Genomic DNA, 18,286 nt, shown 5'->3' with positions numbered 1-18,286 from the left:
AAAACTACATACAAACTTGTCTACTGAAGTATAAGCTTGTAGTTGCTTGCTCCAATTCTAGAGCTAACAGTTAAATTATATATTCCTTTATGGAAGTTTGATAAATCAATCTGATTAACATAGTTTCCATTTAGACTAAGTTCTTCAGTGTATATTTTTTCTCCAATTATATTTGTAACCGATAGTTCATATTTATCATATCCATTCAAATTGATATTAAATACATTTGATGATGGATTTGGATATATAGAAACATCTAGACTGTTTTCTTTGATTGAAGAAATAATCCCTTCACATGTAAATTGACAATCGTTCAAAGATGAGAAAGCACCAGAGCCATCCATTGGGTCAATACAAGCATCATTTATGCAATTCCAGCTTTCTGCAATCGTTGTGCAAAAAGGAATATCGAAAGCATCCTCAGGTGCCACGTTAATAATATTATCATTTATGATAACTTGGCCATTAGTGTCAAACACTTTATAACCAGTTTCTTCAGGATATACAGGATTGTTAACTATAAAATCAAAAGTATCGTTGTAGTTAGCATTAATTTCTGTTATTTGCTTATATCCTACTGGCATATCTATTGATTGTTCTAATTCTCCGTTTATATATACTTGAAGAGGTCCGTACCAACCGTATCCAATATCATGAAATAACTCAATTTTTATTTTCCCACAATGGTCTTCACCAAACACTTCACAGGCTACAATATTTGTAATATTTGGGAGCTTATAGTTTGGAGAGTCATTAATGCTAGTAACTAATTGTCCATCACCGTTGTAGAGTTTGTAGCTGTGATTATATCCACCATATCCGCTTCCATCGTTACCAACAAATAAATCAATGATATCACCTTCATCAACTCCAAAATTGAAGTTCCTTGAATTTGAACCTTCGTAAATAGTTAAATCTTCTATGAATTCATCATTAATGTATAAATATAATATATCGCCTTCCCATCCGTCATTGTTTGATAGTAAATTTAGTCGCCATATTCCACAACTTCCCTCTAAAACAGGAATATTAGGCCTAATTACGGCATCAATGACATGTACAATACCGTTATATGCCATTAAATCTGTAATTGTAACTTCTGCAGTATTTTCATCACCAATAACAAAGAAGGTGCTGTCTGTGTAATCGAATTCAACACTAATGCCATCTACATTGAAGGCAGTGTTACCAGAGTACATTTCAGAACTTGGTATTTCATTTTCAAAAATATGATTGAACACTAAGTCATAAATGTATTGGGATTCTAAGAGTTCATCAACTGTCATATCAAGCTCTTGAGCAAAAAACGCAAAGGCATCGTCAGTAGGGGCATAGACCGTAAAGGGTCCAGGACCTTCAATACTATTGTCAATGGAAGCTTGTGTTGAAAGGTTATCATCGTAACTGACTAATATAATTGCTTCTTCAAAAGTTTGGTGTACTTCACTTCTAGCAATTATTTCCATGACTGTTGCTTCTGGCAAGCCACTTGGGGCTAGGCAATAATCAATTACGTGTACCACTCCATTGTATGCCTCTAAATCAGTTGTTACTATTTCTGCATTGTTCACAAAGAATGAACCATTATTTTCGGTAATATTCAACATTTGACCTTGTGCAGACAGTATCTGTAAACCATTAAATAAATCCTCAGCTAACAATCTTCCAGGTGCAATGTGATACTGAAGTATTTCTGTGAAATCAGGAATATTTAGAGCATCAAATTGGTTCAAATTCATGTATTCAAGTATTTCATTAACAGCATCGTCATTGGGAACAAAAATGGTCCATGGTCCACCTTGTGTTAAATATTCATTAGTGAATGAGTTGAAAGCATAGAAGGAACTAAATACATCTTGTGGATTTGGGTTATCAGCATTATATACAGTACTTAATAAGTCGTACAAATCAAATGCATCTACATTAATGTTTAGAGACATGCCAGCTTCAGCATTGTAACCCACACTACAATCAAAATTAAAAATACCGGCAGTATCAAATTCAATAACCCCCATGCATACACCTTCAGAGTTTCCAGTAGTTTGCTCTAAGAAGTAATCAATAGCATTATTGAATGACTCACCAGTAATACTATTTGAGATGCCATTCACAGTATGTTCTCCTTCAATATTAATAAAGGCAACTGTTTCGCCAGGCGCTATGGTAAGTTCTGAAGGAACAAACTCAAAATTGTTTAAAATAACAGTATAGTCTGCTTCACATTGGGCATAAGACTTTGCGCTGAAAACACTAAAAGAAATTGCTAAGGCTAATATTAAATCTTTCATTTTTCATGTAAATTGTTTAACAAATATATGAATATATATCATTTTGTATAACTATTTTTTAAAAAAGCTATACAAAGACTTATATTTTTAACAATTATGTATGTTTAAACGTGACAGTTAAAATGATTGAATACATAAGTGTTTTTATGATTAAAAGGTATTATTATATAAATTGAAGTTATAAGTAGAGAGCGATAAATATTTGTTGCTCAGTAGATTTAAAAATACATTTGAACCATTATTTAAATAAAAAAAATATTTATGAAAAATCTTATATTATTAATTTTAGTCTCTCTCGGACTATTAACAAAGGCACAAAACATTCCTACAACATTGTGTGAACAAACTTATACAGTAGGTAATTATTATGTGTTTGAGGTAGCGATTCCAACTACAGGAAATGGTTTGCCAACCATGGCTCCATTGTATGCTTATACTAATACAATACTAGATACATGGGAAGATAGTTGTTTTGGTGGTCCTTGCACACATACCGTATATAATGAGTATGGTGAGGATACAATTACAACTTGTATAGCTTACACCCTTTCCGATTCAGGGTACGTTGATACTTTAATGTGTTGCTTAACTCAATATTGGAACGGTGAAGCATGGGTACCTGTAGGTGGAGATGTTATATCTACTTGGACATGTTCACAAAACGCTTTTGGTTGTTCTGAATTAATGGATGGAAGTGGAGAATTTGCAACAGAAGAAAGCTGTATAGCTTCATGCGATTCTTCTGTAGACTGTAACGGTTCTGTTGAAATTACAGAAGAGAATGGTCAACTTACAGCAAATGCCTATGGTGTGAATTTACCTGTGTCTTATGAATGGAGTAATTTAGAAAAATCACAAACTATCACGCCTTCCGCTAATGGAGTATATACTTGTTACATTGTTGATGCTGATGGATGTGACTATTCGGCTACATTCACTTATTTCAATTTTGATTTTTGTGATTCAACATGGTACGATGCTAATTTTACAGAAGTTGATGGCCTTTGGGAAGTTATTTTTCTGGATATATTACTGAATCTTTAAATGATATTACAGATACCGTAGTGCATGGTTTTGTAATTACCCCTTCAAATGAATTTATGTCTCAATATGGTAGTGTGGGTTCTTATCCTCACACATGGACACCTGAGTTTGCCTTATCATTATCATTAGATGATACACTGACGGTTTGTTGGAGTGCTTCCATATATGCTGATGGATTGAATGCTTTTCCACAAGGTTGGAGTGAAATGTGTAATATGAATCAAGAGATTTGTGACGAATGGGTGTGGTATGGTGAAGCTTGGGCAAGATCAATCTCTGCACCAACCTCTATTAATGAGTCTTTTGTACAAAATAAAAACCTTATTAGAGTAATTGACGCTTTAGGTAGAATTGCCGATAAGGATGCTGACAATAGATTGTTGTTCTATATTTATGACAATGGTGATATAGAGAAAAAAATCATAATCGAGTAAAATTCTTTTTTTCCCTCTAGTGTGCAAAAAACCCTCTTAAAATAAGAGGGTTTTTTTTCAATTCAAATCTTGAGTTTGTAATCGAAAAATTAACCTTATTTTTGCCCCTCCATAATTTTAAGATAAATTAATAGGTTAAAAATGAACGGTGGTAATACAGCTAAAAACAGTGTGTCAAAACGATTGGGTTTACTCAATCGGTACTTTAAGATTACACGTTTTTATTCCTTTTTAAAGGATACCGCTTTCAAAGGGGGTTATCTTATTGCTCTTTTTGTTGCTGTAGTTTTTCTTCTAGATACTTTTGTTGTTGATATCAATCTATTGCTTAGCAACTTAGTTGAGTCTTTTTCTCCACTAGCTATATTTTCAATTTTTCTAATATCAGAGTCTATTTTAGGTTTGCTACCACCAGAAGTATTCATTGCTTGGGCATCTAAATCGTCTTTTTCCTATTTATATTTATTTACTCTAGCGTCTATTTCTTATTTAGGAGGTGTAATTTCTTACTTCATAGGAGGACGTCTATTTTTAATTCCTGCAGTAAAAAATTATGTAGAAGTTAAAATTGCAAAGCATATAGTCAACTTACGAAAGTGGGGTGGAGTATTTGTAGTTTTAGGAGCAATTTCGCCACTTCCTCACTCTATGGTAAGTATGGCTTGTGGAATAATTAAATACAATTTTAAGCATTACCTCTTATGGTCTTTGTTTAGGTATATTCGTTTTCTGGTTTACGCTTTAATTATTTTTCAAGTTTTTTAGAACTACAATAGGCTGTTTATACCAGTTTTTGGGATTGGTGTTGCTCAATGGCGAATTCGATTTTATTTACAATCTCATCTATAGAATCACTTTCATAATTTATTTCCAACGGAGATTTTATTTCAAAAGACTTTAATACCCCTTTCTTTATGACGAACAGTCCTTTTTTGTCAAACGAACGCCTGAAACCATCAATAACAATTGGTATAACTTCAGGTTTGTTTTTCTTGATAATATGAGCCGTTCCTTTTCTTACTGGCATCCATGCTTTTGTAGTGCCCTGAGGGAATGTAATAACCCAGCCTTCATTCAATGCTTTGTCAATGTTCGAAACATCTTCTGACTTAACATCTCTTTGGACACTTTCCCCTTTACACCTCCATGTTCTATCAATACTAATAGAACCAGCATGTGCCATTAATTTAGGTATAAGCCCAGATTTCATAGTTTCTTTGGCAGCTACAAAATAGAGATTCATCTTGGGTTTCCACAAGTAGCTTATGTTTTTAATGCTATTTCTTCTCCCTTTTAGGCTAGCGTTTATAACATGAATCATAGCTGCCACATCAGCAAAATAGGTTTGATGATTGGAAATAAATAAGACATTTTTATCAGGTAAATCCTCAAGGAAATGGGTTCCACTAATATGCATCTTGTTCGTTCCTCTAAAACGTGAATGGGATAAGATTCCGAGTATTCTTACTAGCCATTTTTTTAAAAACAGATTGTGCCCAAAGTTATTTTTCTTTGTTAGAAACATATTAACGTGTTAAAGACAAATTGGTTTTTATGTCTTTGATAAAATTAGTAAATATTTAATAACTTATTAAAAAATTGTAAGTTTGACATCATGAGGACTCTATCAACAAGTTTATTTTTACTCTTATTTTCTTTCACAGCTCTATCTCAAAACACCTATTCTGATATTGCTCCAATATTATTTGAAAAATGTGCACAATGCCATAGAGATGGTGGAGGGGCACCCTTTTCGGTTTTAAACTACGATGAAACGTATTTTTACCGTAATTCTATTTACCACCAAGTTTCAGAAGGATATATGCCGCCATGGGCTCCTGATACATCTTATATGCATTTTGTCAACGAAAGAGCCTTAACGGAAAGTGAGAAAGAAGCTATTCTCGACTGGGTTGATGCTTTTGCATTAGAAGGAGATACCTCTTTATTACCAGAAGTTCCAGAATTTTCTTCTACAATCCTTAACGGTGAGCCTGACTTAATCATCAATACACCAACATTTGAAAGTAATGCCTTCAATGAAGATGCGTATAATCTTTTAGTCGTGCCGAGTGGTTTAACGACTCAGAGGTATTTGAGGGCAATTGAGATTATACCTGAAAATCCTGAACTTACTCATCATATTGTTTTTAATGCCGACAATGCGGGGGTAGTTTCCGAAGATATGTCAGGACTTAGTGCAAATATTGAAGGAGAGATTTATGTTGGGATTTATACACCAGGCGGAAATCCTATCATTTTTCCTAATTCCTCAGAAATTAAAATGGGAATATCTCTTCCTGCTCAAGCCGACTTAATTTTTCAAGTACACACACCTAACTATGTGTCTTCAGGAGCGAGTTATGGAATGGATGTAAATATTCAAGTAAGACTCTTCTTTTACCCAGAAGATGAGATAGGCGTAAGAGAAGTTTTTTCTCAGACCCCTCTTCAATATTGGGAGGATGATTTTTATATTTTACCTAATGAAGAGAAATTGATAAGTACAGAGTCTGAAGCTGTTGAGTTTGATTTTTCTGTGTATAATGCCTTACCACATTCTCATAAAATTTGCACTGAGATATTAAATTACGCCTTTCTAGGAGATGATACCATTCCTTTAATTAAAATTAACCGTTGGGATTTTAATCATCAAGAGTATTATTACTTTAAAAATTTGTTAAAAATTCCTGAAGGATATACCCTTTATTCTGAACACTTATACGATAATACAGTAGGTAATCACCACAATCCGTTTAATCCTCCTCAACTTATTACTGTTGGTCCAAATTCAAATGATGAAATGCTATTTGATAGCTTTCAATTTTTACAATATCAAGAAGGAGATGAGTTTATAAATATTGACAGTATCTTAAGTAATGATCCACTTCTAACGGTTTCTGGAGTTTCAGAATACAGTTCAACAGAACTATTCAATTCTTATGTAGCTCCAAATCCTGTTAATCAAGTTTCAAGTATATATTTTCCACATTTCGATAATTCATTTGAAGATTACACTTTGGATGTTGTAAATACTGAGGGTAAAAAAGTTAGTATAGACTACCACCTTAATAGAGGGTATATTTCTTTTAAAAGAGGGGCTTTGACTTCGGGAGTATACTTTTACACCATTAACGGTACTAAAAGTGCAGTATCTTCTGGAAAGTTTTTAGTAGTGGATTAATCACTTATTTCTTGAGTGTCATGGGGTTTGCAAACTCTGTGGTGACGTAAGAATTGGGAGCTGTTTCTTCAATAATTTTCAGTACCTTTTTGAGTTTCCTTTTTGGAATGATGCACCAGTATATTCTAACAGAACCTTTAATACCTTCACCATTTATTACGGTAACACCAAAACCCTCTTTCCTTAGGGGTTCAGCAACATTAAGAGAGTCTATGGAGGTAAATACCCTAACTACAACATCACCAAAACCTAGAATGCTTTCAATATATGAGCCTAAAATTGTACCGGCGGAAAAACCTAATGCATATCCAGCAATAAGCAAAGAATCATCAATATCTTGAATGACTTTTGAAACTGCTAAAATCCAAATTACAGATTCTACTAATCCTACTAATCCAGCATACAAAGGTTTATTCTTTGCAATTAATAAAGCTCGGACAGTACCAAGACTTTGGTCACATAAACGTAAAAGGAAAATTGTTAATGCTGCTAAAAAAACACTCATTTAGTAAATATTTACATATCAAATGTACTAATTTAAAATTCATTTCCAGGAGATGAATTTGAACTCTATTAATCCAAAGAGCTTAGGTAAGACTCTGAAATGGTTTTGATATTATTTTTCTTTTCATCACTCATATTGTGGTACATGTTTACCATGAATTTCATTCGGATATTGTTTTTGAATACATCTTCATATTCGTGAATGAAACGCCAGTAAAGAGCATCCCATATTTCTTCCCAATTTGATTTTTTGTAATCACTCATTTTTTTGATGTAATTACTACTGCTGAAATAAGGTTTTGTTGACATAAGTCCACCATCAGAAAATTGGCTCATTCCATATACATTTGGTACCATAACCCAATCGTATGAGTCAATAAATACCTCCATGAACCATTGGTATACATCATCTGGATCAAACTCACATAGAAGCATAAAGTTCCCTAAAATCATGAGTCGTTCAATGTGGTGAGAATAGGCTGTTTTAAGAATCTTTTTTATGGTATTGTCAATGGGTTCAATACCAGTAGTACCATCATAAAAGGAGGTCGGTATTTTTCGTTTGAAGTTGAAAAAATTAGTAGTTCTTTCTTGAGAACCTTTGACAATATATATTCCTCTTATAAACTCTCTCCATCCTATAATTTGGCGAATAAAACCTTCAACAGAATTTAATGGAATATCATTTTTTTCGGCGAAGTTCAATGTTGATTTTAGGACGTAATCAGGCGTTATTAGACCTATGTTCATCATCGGTGTAATTACGCTATGATTTAAGAATGACTCTTCTTTGACTATGGCATCTTCATAGATTCCAAAATCATAAAATCTATTTTGTAAAAAGTCGTCAAACCATTCTTTCGAAGACTCAAAAGTAGTAGGGTAAAGGGGTATAGAACTTAATTCTCCAATATTTTCTGAGAAAATTTTATTGACATAATTAACAGCCTCTTCATAAAAAGCATCACTTTCAAGATTTTTAATTGCAGGAGGTGTTTTTCCTTTAGGGTATTTTCTTCTATTTTCTGTATCAAAACTCCATTTGCCACCGATAGGAGTTTCGTTTTTGTCGATTAAAATTTTGAATTTCTTTCGCTGATTGATATAAAAAGAAGTTTGAAAAAACTTTTTCTTATCAGCTTTAAAAAAAGTGCCTAATTCCTCATCTTTAGTCAAGAAATTAGGATTGTCGTACTTTTTTAAATCCAGATTATATTTTTTAGCATTTTTCTCAATTTTTTTAGATAGATAGTTATCGACAGGGTCAATGAAATGAATACATGCAATTTCTTCATTTTTGAAGTGATTAAATAGGCTGTCAATAGTTGCTAAATTATTATTACAATCAACATATACTGTTGATTGGTTTTTACTATTCAAATACGATTCATAAAACTTCATGCTAGATCGGTGCAATACCAATTTTTGTTTATGAAAATTATATTGTTTGAAAAATAAATCATCTTCGATGAGATAAGAAACAGACTGTTCAAATGGTAAAGGACTAAGTTCAAATAATTGATTTGGAAATATAATATTGACTGTTTTCATGCTTTATACGCTTTTGAGTTCCTTTTTACATTTATTCCAAAATTTAAAAAACGATGGGTAGTACCCTTTTACTGAAAACATCCACTCTCTTTGATCTTCAATGCCCTTGTAGTGTATGTTTAAGGGGTGTTCTTTAAAATAAAGCTGACTAGTCTTGCTTAGTGCTCGAAGTTCTTCAAATGAGCCTACAAACAGCTGTATTCCATCAATATTTTTGGAAAGATCGAGCATAAAGTCCACAGATTTTTTTGAGATAGGATATTTTTCAAATACATCTGGTTCTAGTAAAAGTATCCTATTAGCTTTTTCTTCTTTCCTCCATTTTGGGTCAAGGTTATAGTAATTGTAAATAAAAGTAGGGAGTTCAGTATTAATCTGTAAACTATTACCGCTTTCAGGTAGGGGAGTTGTAAGCTCTAAGACTAAAGTTTCTTTTAATTCAGAAGGAATTTCCATTGAATAAAAGGCTGAATAATCAACATCTAGGAAAGTGTTCTTCTGTTGAGTATAGCAGTATTTGTTTATGTTATCTTGATTTGCAAAATAAAGTTTATTGCTATTTGCTCCGCAAACCCACTGCCAACTTAAAGCATTACTTGCCCAATCACCATCTAGTAAATGATAGTACATCCATTGAGCTGGGGCTTTCCAATGCGATTTAGCGTTGTTGCAACAAATAGCCGCAATATACATACGGATGTGGTTGTGAATATAACCAGTATCGTAAAAATCTTTAATTGCATTGTCAATCGCTTCAATAGAACAACTGCCTTCTACTATAGCTTTTGGAATTTGGTGATTATCGACCTTAAGTTGATTATTTATTAAATCGTTATTAATAAGATTTTGTTTTTCAACCCAAATCTGTTGCCAATAATCTCTCCAAGCTAATTCTTGAATGAATTTCTCAATATTTTTTGGGTTATAACCTCGATTCAGTAATGAGTTTAGAATTTCTTTGGTAGAAATTACACCTCTAGAAATATAGGGGGATAATTTACTGACCGCACCGTCAATGTAGTTTCTGTTTTTAGCGTAAGAAACTGGCTCTATGGCCTTAATTCTGTCGTAGATGAAGGTTAAGTCAACATTCATTTTGTATAACTTTTAAATAAAATAATTATACAAAACTAGTTAAAATATATATTCAACTAAGTAAATGAAGTCTTTTTTAATGGATTATTCGTCTCTATTTCCTCGGAAGGCCTTATAAAGTTTGTCTTTTATTTCTTCTTCCATATCAGATTCTGCTTGTAAATATCCTTTAGTCCGTCCAATAAATAATGCAATTAGGGCAGCCTCACGTACATTATGCCCTTTTTGAAGGAGTTTCATTACTGCATCATAGGTAGAATCTGTTTCTTCAGAAATTTCGTAAGCTAATTTTTCAAAATCGAATAATTCGTCTTTATCGCATTGTAACAAGTGACATAATTTTTCAATTTCAAATTGACTTAAAAGAGGTGTTTTTTTTGGAACATTCATAACAAATACTATTTCTATTTGAGTAATAAAGCAAAATCTGTGCCAATTTGATGAAATAGTCAAAATGTCAGTTTATTAGTTATATTTGATATATACTTTATTTTATGAAACCTTATCTTATTCTTTCATTTATAGTGCTTCCATTTTTTACTATTGCTCAAGATTGTATTGATGAATCTGCAATAAACCCTGACTGTTTATGTTTTTTGATTTATGATCCAGTTTGTGGGTGTGATGGAGAAATTTATGACAATTCCTGTTATGCTACTCAATGTTATGGAGTATCCTCTTATATTTCTGCAACTGATGCTAGTGGTAATATTATGGATTGTGCCAACGCTTTTCAGTCCACAGTATGTGATTCGATACAAATTGATGTATTAGGACTGACATATTCTATTTCCGAAGAACAAACAATTTTGGTGATTAATATTTCAACTACTCTTCCTGATGATTTTAATGTCGGCTATGGCGGTTTTGTATTGGTAGATGAAAATAATGAGGTGATAGCTTATGAAACCGATGATGCAGCAAATGTGTATGGTTTTGGCGGCACTTACAGTGATGTTAGGTATTTATACTTTGAAGATATTGTGGATTTTCCTATCGAAGGTGATATACAATTAGTAGAAGGTTATTTTGCAGGTAATGAATCTGTAATTTGTTCGTACCCAATTACTTATTCTTTTGAAGAAAATGTAAGCCTTGAAGGTCAATATTATTTTATGTCTCCTGAATTTATTAATTATTTTGAATTTACGTCAACCGAATTGACAATTTATGAATTTTATGATTCTGATTTAGAATGTTATGAGATAATAGAGTTTGAGTATGTTGCCAATGATAGTTTATTGTTTTTATCAAATATTGAAGATGAGGAACAACTAGTGTTTCCCTATGAAATTAATGAAAGCATATTTATCTATGATGAAATTACTACTATTGAATTGGTGCCAACTTCTTTTGATACATCTGCTTGGGAAGAATGTGGATATTGTTCAATCGAAATCATGGCGCTAGAAGCAGAAGAATGTGATAGCAATGGTATGTTTATGGTTACAATGGAAATTCAATATGAAAATCCAACAGCTGCTACTTTTACGGTACAAGGTAATGGCACTAATTACGGTACTTTTGAGTATGGACAAGATTCATATTCTATAGGTCCCTTATTAGCAAATGGCGAAATAGACTATGAGTTTGCTGTTCTTGACACTGAAGATTCAGAATGTTACGATTACTTTGAACTTGGTTATGTGGATTGTGAAGATTTTTTCATTTGTAGCATTTACGATGTGATAGTAGAAGCTGAGGAATGTGACAGTAACGGTTATTTTATGGTCATGCTAGATTTTGGAGTAAACAATTCCATTGCAGCAACTTTTTCTGTATTTGGCAATGGCACTACATATGGCAGTTTTGAATATGGACAAGAAAACTATATGTTGGGACCACTTTTAGCTGATGGTGAAACAGAATATGAGTTTGTAGTTCAAGATAATGAAGATTTAGACTGCCAAGATTTTTATGAATTAGGAACAGTTGAATGCGATGCCACATCTTCATTAACTTCTTTTTATATTTCAGAAAAGTCATTGCTTTTCATAAAGAATATTTTAGGAGAAACGGTACTAAAACCAAAAGTCAATGTGCCATACATTTATTTTTACGACGACGGAAGTTATGAAAAGAAGGTTATTTTTGCACCTAGATAAATTCATTTGTGTTAAAGTTTAAGAGTTTTATAAAAAGTGACGATGCCGACTGGGTTACATTCATTCATGGAGCGGGGGGTAGTAGCACCATTTGGTACAAGCAAGTAAAGTTTTTAAAAAATCATTATAACCTTTTGCTCATCGATTTGCGTGGACACGGAATGTCTAATAAGCTTACTATTGACAATGAATATTCTTTAGACTTAGTTGTTGAAGAAATAATAGAAGTAAAGCAACACTTAGGTATAAAAAAATCACATTTTATTGGAGTTTCTTTAGGCTCAGTAATTATTACAAAGCTTTCAGAAAAATACCCTCAGTTGGTCGATAAAATTGTGTTAAGTGGAGCAATTACTAGCTTTAGCTTCAGAACATTATTCCTATTGCGCACCGTTCAAATTATCAAAGGAGTAATTCCCAATATTGTACTTTACAGGCTCTTTGCATGGATTATTATGCCTAGGAAAGGCCATCAGAAATCCAGAGAAATTTTTATCAATGAAGCCAAAAAAATTAAGGCAAATGCCTTTAAAAAATGGCTGAAATTAATACCAGAGATAAAACGCACTATAGATAGCATATCACATATCGAAATCAACAGGCCTATACTTTTTATATCCGGTCATGAAGATTATCTTTTTGTAAATCAAATTGAAGAATTTGTCAAAAATAAATCGAATTGTATTCTAAAAAAAATTAAAAAATCAGGTCATATTGTTAATATTGACCAACATCAGAAGTTTAATCAATTTACTGTCAATTTTTTAAAATGAAACAGCTTATCTATCTTACGTTAATTGTTTTATTATTCTCTTGCTCTAGCAACTCTCAAAGTTATTTAAATTTAAAGCCTTCAGATTTCAAAGCTGAAATAGACAAGAATGGGGGAATTATTTTAGATGTCCGAACACCCAATGAGGTCTCAGCTGGACAAATAGAAAATGCTAGTACAATTGATTTTTACGACGACGCTTTCAAGAATAAAATTTCTAAAATTCAAAAAAATAAAACAGTCTATGTTTATTGCAAAAGTGGAGGGAGAAGCTCAAAGGCGGCACAATTATTAGTCGATGCTGGTCAATCAAAAGTTGTAAATCTAGATGGTGGTATAATGGCATGGAAAAGAGCTGGCTATGAATTGTCTTCATTTGATGATGCTCATGACACTAACATCCAAGAGTTTTCCCTTTCTGTTTTTGAAGCTATTCTATCAGAAAATAATTTAGTATTGGTAGACTTTCATACATTGTGGTGTGCACCTTGCCGTAAAATGGCACCAATGATAGATGCTTTAGAAAAAGATTACGAAAATAAAGTGTTTATTTCAAGAGTAGATATTGACAAAAGTGAGGACTTGGCGAACCATTTTAGCATAGTGGCTGTGCCCACCCTAGTACTATTTGAAGAAGGTAAGGAAATTTGGAGAAATACTGGTCTAATGCCTAAAGAAGAATTAGTAAATGTTTTGGATAAAAAACTTCAATAAGATTACGATTAACTTGAAGTTTTATTTTTGTTTCGCCTGCACCTTTCACTACAGTATTTAACCTCATCCCAATTCTTTTCCCACTTTTTTTGCTAATTGTATGGCTTTTCGCAGACTAAACATATTTTTTGAGGTAAAGGCTTTTTCATATTATGAAAAGCTGTAGTTAGGGTTAAATTAGTGGAGCTGGCGGGAATCGAACCCGCGTCCAAACAAGGAACTCAAGCGCTTTCTACATGTTTATTGTTTTTTAATTGTCGGGAAGGGTAAGGAAAAACACAACCATACTCCAACCTTATCTTCTTTAATTTCGCTTTTTAGTCGAAGCTCTAAAAAACTAGCTCAATCTTTTTATGATGCTTCATAAGAACGAAAGCTTCGAGCCTTCTTTCATTCGGAAGCAAAGGCGTCCTAATTACTATAATTAGGCAGCCATAGCGTAGTTATACTCGCCATTTAAAAGTGTGTACATTGATATTTACGAGCCAACAAACAATGCTCGACATGCTTACGGTTAACTTCAAACTTGTAGTCAAAACCAGTCAGCCCCAATAAAAAAAGAACATAATCAGATGCAAAATTACACTTTTGAATTAACTTAGTAACTCTAAGCAGGATGTTTTCAGTTAATGTCTGATTTTTAGAGTTTAGATATACCCGAATATATGGACAGATTAAAAACATATTTTTATAGATAAAACGAGGTTTTTGTTTGATAAATGATCGTTGTTTTTGTTGGTTTTTCTATCTGATTTCGCCCATTTTTACCCAAATGATGTTGATAATGCGTCTAATTTTGTGTGAGGATGAAAAAGCTTATATTTTTAACATTAGTAATTTTAATATGTATTTCAGAGGTTTATTCTCAAACTCCAGGAATGCCATATCAGGCTGTGTTGCTTAATAAAGAAGGCGGTCAAGAATTGCCAGGATATGATGCAGATTATGCTAATCCCCTAAGAAATACTTTGGTGTCCATACGTTTTTCAATTCATGATTTAAATGGACTTGAATTTTCAGAAATCCATAATGATGTTGTAGTTGATGGATATGGTATGATAAACCTCATTGTTGGGATGGGAACTTACACTTTCAGTGATTTCTATGAAATGGATTGGGATGGCAAAGAAAAATGGTTAAAAGTAGAAGTTGATTTTGACAATGGCAGCAATTTTGAAAATTTAGATTACTTGTCTTTACATAGAATTCCAGACCCAGATAATCAGAAAATATACCTTTCAGGAGATTCACTACTTATTGAAAATGGAGGCGGAGTTGATTTATCTTCTCTTTTAGCTTCTGCTGGAAATGATAATCAAACCTTAACTCTTGTTGGAAATATCATTTACTTAGAAAATGGTGGCAGTATAGATTTACATGGAAATGATGCTACGGCAAATTCTGGGGTATTGGATTTGGTGGCAGGCGATGCAGCTAGTGGCACCAACGGTGCTATAAAACTATGGACCAACACCGATGGAAGCACCCAGCAAACATCTGCCGTGCTTACGGGTGCAGGGAACTTTGGAATAGGTGCAAACATTACTCCTTCACAGCGCTTAGATGTAGACGGTCAGGCACGGGTACGCACCCTTAACGCAGGCGTTGCTGCCGATGAGTTAGTAGTTGCCGATGCCACAGGTGTACTCAAAAAACGTTCACTTTCAGATGTGGTACAAGAACCTTGGTTTGGTACAGACGATGACGCAGCTGCTACTTCCAATACAGAAGATATTTACCATATGGCGGATGATATAGGCATTGGAATTGCTGACCCTGTAAATAGATTAGACATATCAAATAATGGACGTTCAGGCACACATGCTTCTGATAGACCTTTGTATGTTACAGGCACTATTGGTGACGATGACACTGGAATAGAATTTAGACATACCAACGGGACACAAGGTATAGGGTTCGGCTTTAATTCTATTTATGGAGCCGGATCAAATGCTAGTCAACACATTAATCTTATGCCTAAGGGGACTACGGGGTATGTAGGTTTGGGAACAGTTTCTCCCTCTTACCCATTTCATGTAGTGAAACCCTTCACGAATAACTGGCAAGCACGTTTTCAAAATGGTACTTCAAACACTTTTTTGTCTCATGGCAGTGGATATGGAATGCATATCAATACGGGTGTTACAAATACAACAACTACCTATGCATTAGATGTAAGAAACTCTAGTCAAGATGGAATGTTGTATGTCCGAAACGATGGTAATGTGGGTATGGGAACAAATGCACCCACACAACGACTAGACGTTAATGGTCAGGCACGAGTTAGAACCCTAAATGCAGGCGTTGCTGCGGATGAAGTAGTAGTTGCCGATGCTAATGGGGTATTGAGAAAACGCTCTGCAGCAGCTATATCTCAAGAGCCTTGGTTTGGCGATGATGACGATGCCGCCGCCACCACCAATACCGAGGATATTTACCATATGGGGCAAGTTGGAATAGGAATAAATGACCCGGGTACTAGCAGGTTATATGTAAACGGCGGAAATATTATTTGGGCTAACGGTGTACACAGAATAGACCATAGTACCCCCTCAGGTGAAACTGGTTTGGTGTTTAATGCCAATAATGCCGGAAATAGATCTCGTTTTGATATTCGAAATGTGGATAATGGCACTGTTGGTAACCGCTATTTTGGTCTTACCTACAATGGCGAAACAGGGCTATTTATTCGAAAAGGCGGTAATGTGGGGGTAAGAAGAACAGATCCAACGTATAGCCTTGATGTTAATGGAAGTTTTAGAAACCAAGGACATGGTTTGTTTACGGTAATGAATGGTGCCGATGGCAACATGACGGGTACTATCAAACGTGGTATTTTTATGTGGAATGATACGGATGACAAATGGGGAATGTATATGTCTCGTCCGGGGGCTGGTCGTTCTATGTCAGGAGGTACTGCAGTTGCTGGAGTGGGCTTTAATTCATATTCCATTCGTCATAGAGTGCAAGACCATGCCGGTGTTGGTTTTATTTTTGAAAACAGTAATGAAGATTTGTTAATGAGTCTTCGTGGTTCTGATGGCTATGCTTACTTCAACGACCAAGTGCGTGTTAACGAACTGACAGCCGGCGCTGCTACCGATGAAGTAGTGGTAGCCGATGCTAATGGGGTATTGAGAAAACGCTCAGCAGCAGCTATATCTCAAGAGCCTTGGTTTGGCGATGATGACGATGCCGCTGCAACAACAAATACCGAGGATATTTACCATCTAGGTCAAGTTGGAATAGGAACTACAAACCCCGATGCAAAGTTAGAGGTTTCTACGTCTGGAGAAACGAAATTACGAATTACAGCCGGTGCTGAAAACCAAGATGCTATTTTAGAATTTAATACATCAATTGGCCAAGATCCAACAGCTGCAAATTATGCTGTTAAAAATGCGATAATTTCAGATGGTTTAGGCACTTGGAAGCGAGCTGATATGCGTTTCGTTCTGAACAATGAAGCCAATAATAACGACTACAACATCGCCAACGATACGCGTATGATTATAAAACCTAACGGTAATGTGGGTATAGCTGTTACAAATCCTACAACTAGATTACATGTTCTGAATACATCCGCTATGAGCGGAACATATACGGGTGTTAGTCCAATTTTGCGTTTGCAACGTCAAGGAACAGGCGGTTCAAAATATACAACAAACGCAGAATTTCGTTTGGGAACTTACGAAGGTGTAATTTCGGCTAGAACAAGATTAGATATTACCATGGGCTTAGGGAATACCAATCATGTAGATAGAACGCCAATGACCATACGTGCAGACGGTAGAGTGGGTATAAACGAACGTCATACACCGGCATATAACTTAGATGTAAACGGCTCATTTAGGAATATTGGTCACGGATTGTTTACGGTTATGAATGGTGCCGATGGCAATATGACGGGTACTATCAAACGTGGTATTTTTATGTGGAATGACAACGATTCCAACTGGGGAATATATATGTCTCGCTCGGGTGCTGGGCGTGCTTTAGATGTAGGTACAGCTGTAGCAGGAGTTGGGTTTAATCAACACGCCATCAGGTTTAGAGTAAATAATACAACAACTCAAGGTTTTATTTTTGAAAATGCTGCTGACCAAAATTTGTTTAGTCTTCGTGGTTCCGATGGTTTTGCCTATTTTAGAGGAAATATGCGGATTGATGGTCTTGGTGCTGGTGATGTTCAATCCGATGCTAATGGTAATCTATCAGTTTCTTCTGACGAACGTTTAAAAAATATTTCAGGAAACTTCACTAAAGGTTTAGATGCTGTAATGGGTCTGCAGCCAATTAATTTCCGATGGAATAATGTCTCCAATATGGAAACGGAAAATAGCTATACTGGATTTTCAGCTCAAAATGTTAAATCGGTAATTCCTGAGGCTGTAAGTACTGACGACAGAGGTTATTTTACCCTTGCTGATCGTCCGATTATTGGAGCTTTGGTTAATTCAGTGAAGGAGTTAAAATCTCAAAATGATAGACTTGAAATAGAAAATCAAACTCTAAAGGAAACCCTTCACGATGTATTGCAACGTTTAGAAAATCTTGAGAAAGAATAATTCTTGTGCGGATTTCACCTTATTTTT

General features: G+C 34.4%; 14 protein-coding genes, 1 other RNA gene and 1 pseudogene. 8 read left to right on the top strand and 8 right to left on the bottom strand.

Annotation, left to right across the window (positions count from 1 at the left end; translation table 11 throughout):
• Positions 1-20: 20 nt before the first annotated feature.
• The gene (locus tag ISP73_04755) at positions 21-2,288 is read right to left on the bottom strand and encodes a fasciclin domain-containing protein (protein MBL6657896.1); all 2,268 of its coding nucleotides are present in this window, start codon (positions 2,286-2,288) and stop codon (positions 21-23) included.
• A 261-nt stretch (positions 2,289-2,549) separates the two neighbouring features.
• Here ISP73_04755 and ISP73_04750 point away from each other — a divergent pair, with 261 nt between their 5' ends.
• The 3 genes from ISP73_04750 to ISP73_04740 all read left to right on the top strand — a co-directional run bounded on the left by ISP73_04750 (position 2,550) and on the right by ISP73_04740 (position 4,531).
• Positions 2,550-3,332 carry a hypothetical protein gene (locus ISP73_04750; protein ID MBL6657895.1) on the top strand — a complete coding sequence of 261 codons (783 nt, stop codon included), beginning with the start codon at positions 2,550-2,552 and terminating at the stop codon, positions 3,330-3,332.
• Positions 3,293-3,766 carry a hypothetical protein gene (locus tag ISP73_04745; protein ID MBL6657894.1) on the top strand — a complete coding sequence of 158 codons (474 nt, stop codon included), beginning with the start codon at positions 3,293-3,295 and terminating at the stop codon, positions 3,764-3,766. The genes ISP73_04750 and ISP73_04745 overlap by 40 nt, the downstream gene beginning before the upstream one ends.
• Before the next feature lie 183 nt (positions 3,767-3,949).
• A complete protein-coding gene (locus ISP73_04740; protein ID MBL6657893.1) occupies positions 3,950-4,531 on the top strand; it encodes a short-chain dehydrogenase in 582 nt (193 codons plus the stop codon).
• A 16-nt stretch (positions 4,532-4,547) separates the two neighbouring features.
• Here ISP73_04740 and ISP73_04735 read toward each other — a convergent pair whose 3' ends face one another.
• Positions 4,548-5,291 carry a 1-acyl-sn-glycerol-3-phosphate acyltransferase gene (locus ISP73_04735; GenBank protein MBL6657892.1) on the bottom strand — a complete coding sequence of 248 codons (744 nt, stop codon included), beginning with the start codon at positions 5,289-5,291 and terminating at the stop codon, positions 4,548-4,550.
• Positions 5,292-5,381: 90 nt separating this feature from the next.
• On the opposite strand from ISP73_04735, the gene ISP73_04730 reads away from it, so the two are divergent.
• On the top strand, positions 5,382-6,950 hold the full coding sequence (locus ISP73_04730; protein MBL6657891.1) for a hypothetical protein: 1,569 nt from the start codon (positions 5,382-5,384) through the stop codon (positions 6,948-6,950).
• A gap of 4 nt (positions 6,951-6,954) precedes the next feature.
• Here the strand turns inward: ISP73_04730 and ISP73_04725 are convergent, their stop codons facing one another.
• The 4 genes from ISP73_04725 to ISP73_04710 all read right to left on the bottom strand — a co-directional run bounded on the left by ISP73_04725 (position 6,955) and on the right by ISP73_04710 (position 10,553).
• The gene (locus ISP73_04725; protein MBL6657890.1) at positions 6,955-7,455 is read right to left on the bottom strand and encodes a DUF2179 domain-containing protein; all 501 of its coding nucleotides are present in this window, start codon (positions 7,453-7,455) and stop codon (positions 6,955-6,957) included.
• Between the two features lie 68 nt (positions 7,456-7,523).
• Positions 7,524-9,005, bottom strand: a complete 1,482-nt coding sequence (locus ISP73_04720) for a cryptochrome/photolyase family protein (protein ID MBL6657889.1) — start codon at positions 9,003-9,005, stop codon at positions 7,524-7,526.
• Between the two features lie 3 nt (positions 9,006-9,008).
• Positions 9,009-10,100 (bottom strand): deoxyribodipyrimidine photolyase, encoded by a 1,092-nt coding sequence (locus ISP73_04715; protein ID MBL6657888.1) that lies wholly within the window; start codon positions 10,098-10,100, stop codon positions 9,009-9,011.
• A gap of 84 nt (positions 10,101-10,184) precedes the next feature.
• Positions 10,185-10,553, bottom strand: a complete 369-nt coding sequence (locus ISP73_04710) for a hypothetical protein (protein MBL6657887.1) — start codon at positions 10,551-10,553, stop codon at positions 10,185-10,187.
• Positions 10,554-10,594: 41 nt separating this feature from the next.
• Between ISP73_04710 and ISP73_04705 the strand changes: the two genes are divergently transcribed.
• The 3 genes from ISP73_04705 to ISP73_04695 are packed head-to-tail and all read left to right on the top strand — an operon-like array spanning position 10,595 to position 13,691.
• Positions 10,595-12,205 (top strand): hypothetical protein, encoded by a 1,611-nt coding sequence (locus ISP73_04705; protein ID MBL6657886.1) that lies wholly within the window; start codon positions 10,595-10,597, stop codon positions 12,203-12,205.
• An 8-nt stretch (positions 12,206-12,213) separates the two neighbouring features.
• A complete protein-coding gene (locus ISP73_04700) occupies positions 12,214-12,978 on the top strand; it encodes an alpha/beta hydrolase (protein MBL6657885.1) in 765 nt (254 codons plus the stop codon).
• The gene (locus ISP73_04695; GenBank protein ID MBL6657884.1) at positions 12,975-13,691 is read left to right on the top strand and encodes a thioredoxin fold domain-containing protein; all 717 of its coding nucleotides are present in this window, start codon (positions 12,975-12,977) and stop codon (positions 13,689-13,691) included. The genes ISP73_04700 and ISP73_04695 overlap by 4 nt, the downstream gene beginning before the upstream one ends.
• Before the next feature lie 8 nt (positions 13,692-13,699).
• On the opposite strand, the pseudogene ISP73_04690 reads toward ISP73_04695, so the two are convergent.
• Both ISP73_04690 and ssrA read right to left on the bottom strand, forming a co-directional pair.
• Positions 13,700-13,840 (bottom strand): annotated as a pseudogene (locus ISP73_04690) (DUF2256 domain-containing protein).
• A gap of 29 nt (positions 13,841-13,869) precedes the next feature.
• Positions 13,870-14,241: a transfer-messenger RNA gene (ssrA, locus tag ISP73_04685) on the bottom strand.
• 256 nt (positions 14,242-14,497) lie between these two features.
• Between ssrA and ISP73_04680 the strand changes: the two genes are divergently transcribed.
• On the top strand, positions 14,498-18,259 hold the full coding sequence (locus ISP73_04680) for a tail fiber domain-containing protein (GenBank protein MBL6657883.1): 3,762 nt from the start codon (positions 14,498-14,500) through the stop codon (positions 18,257-18,259).
• The last annotated feature ends 27 nt before the right edge of the window (positions 18,260-18,286 follow it).

The sequence above is a fragment of the Flavobacteriales bacterium genome, from assembly GCA_016779935.1.
Lineage (GTDB): Bacteria > Bacteroidota > Bacteroidia > Flavobacteriales > UBA7312.
Note: the sequence above shows the minus strand (reverse complement) of the source record. Positions and strands in the feature narration are given on the sequence as shown.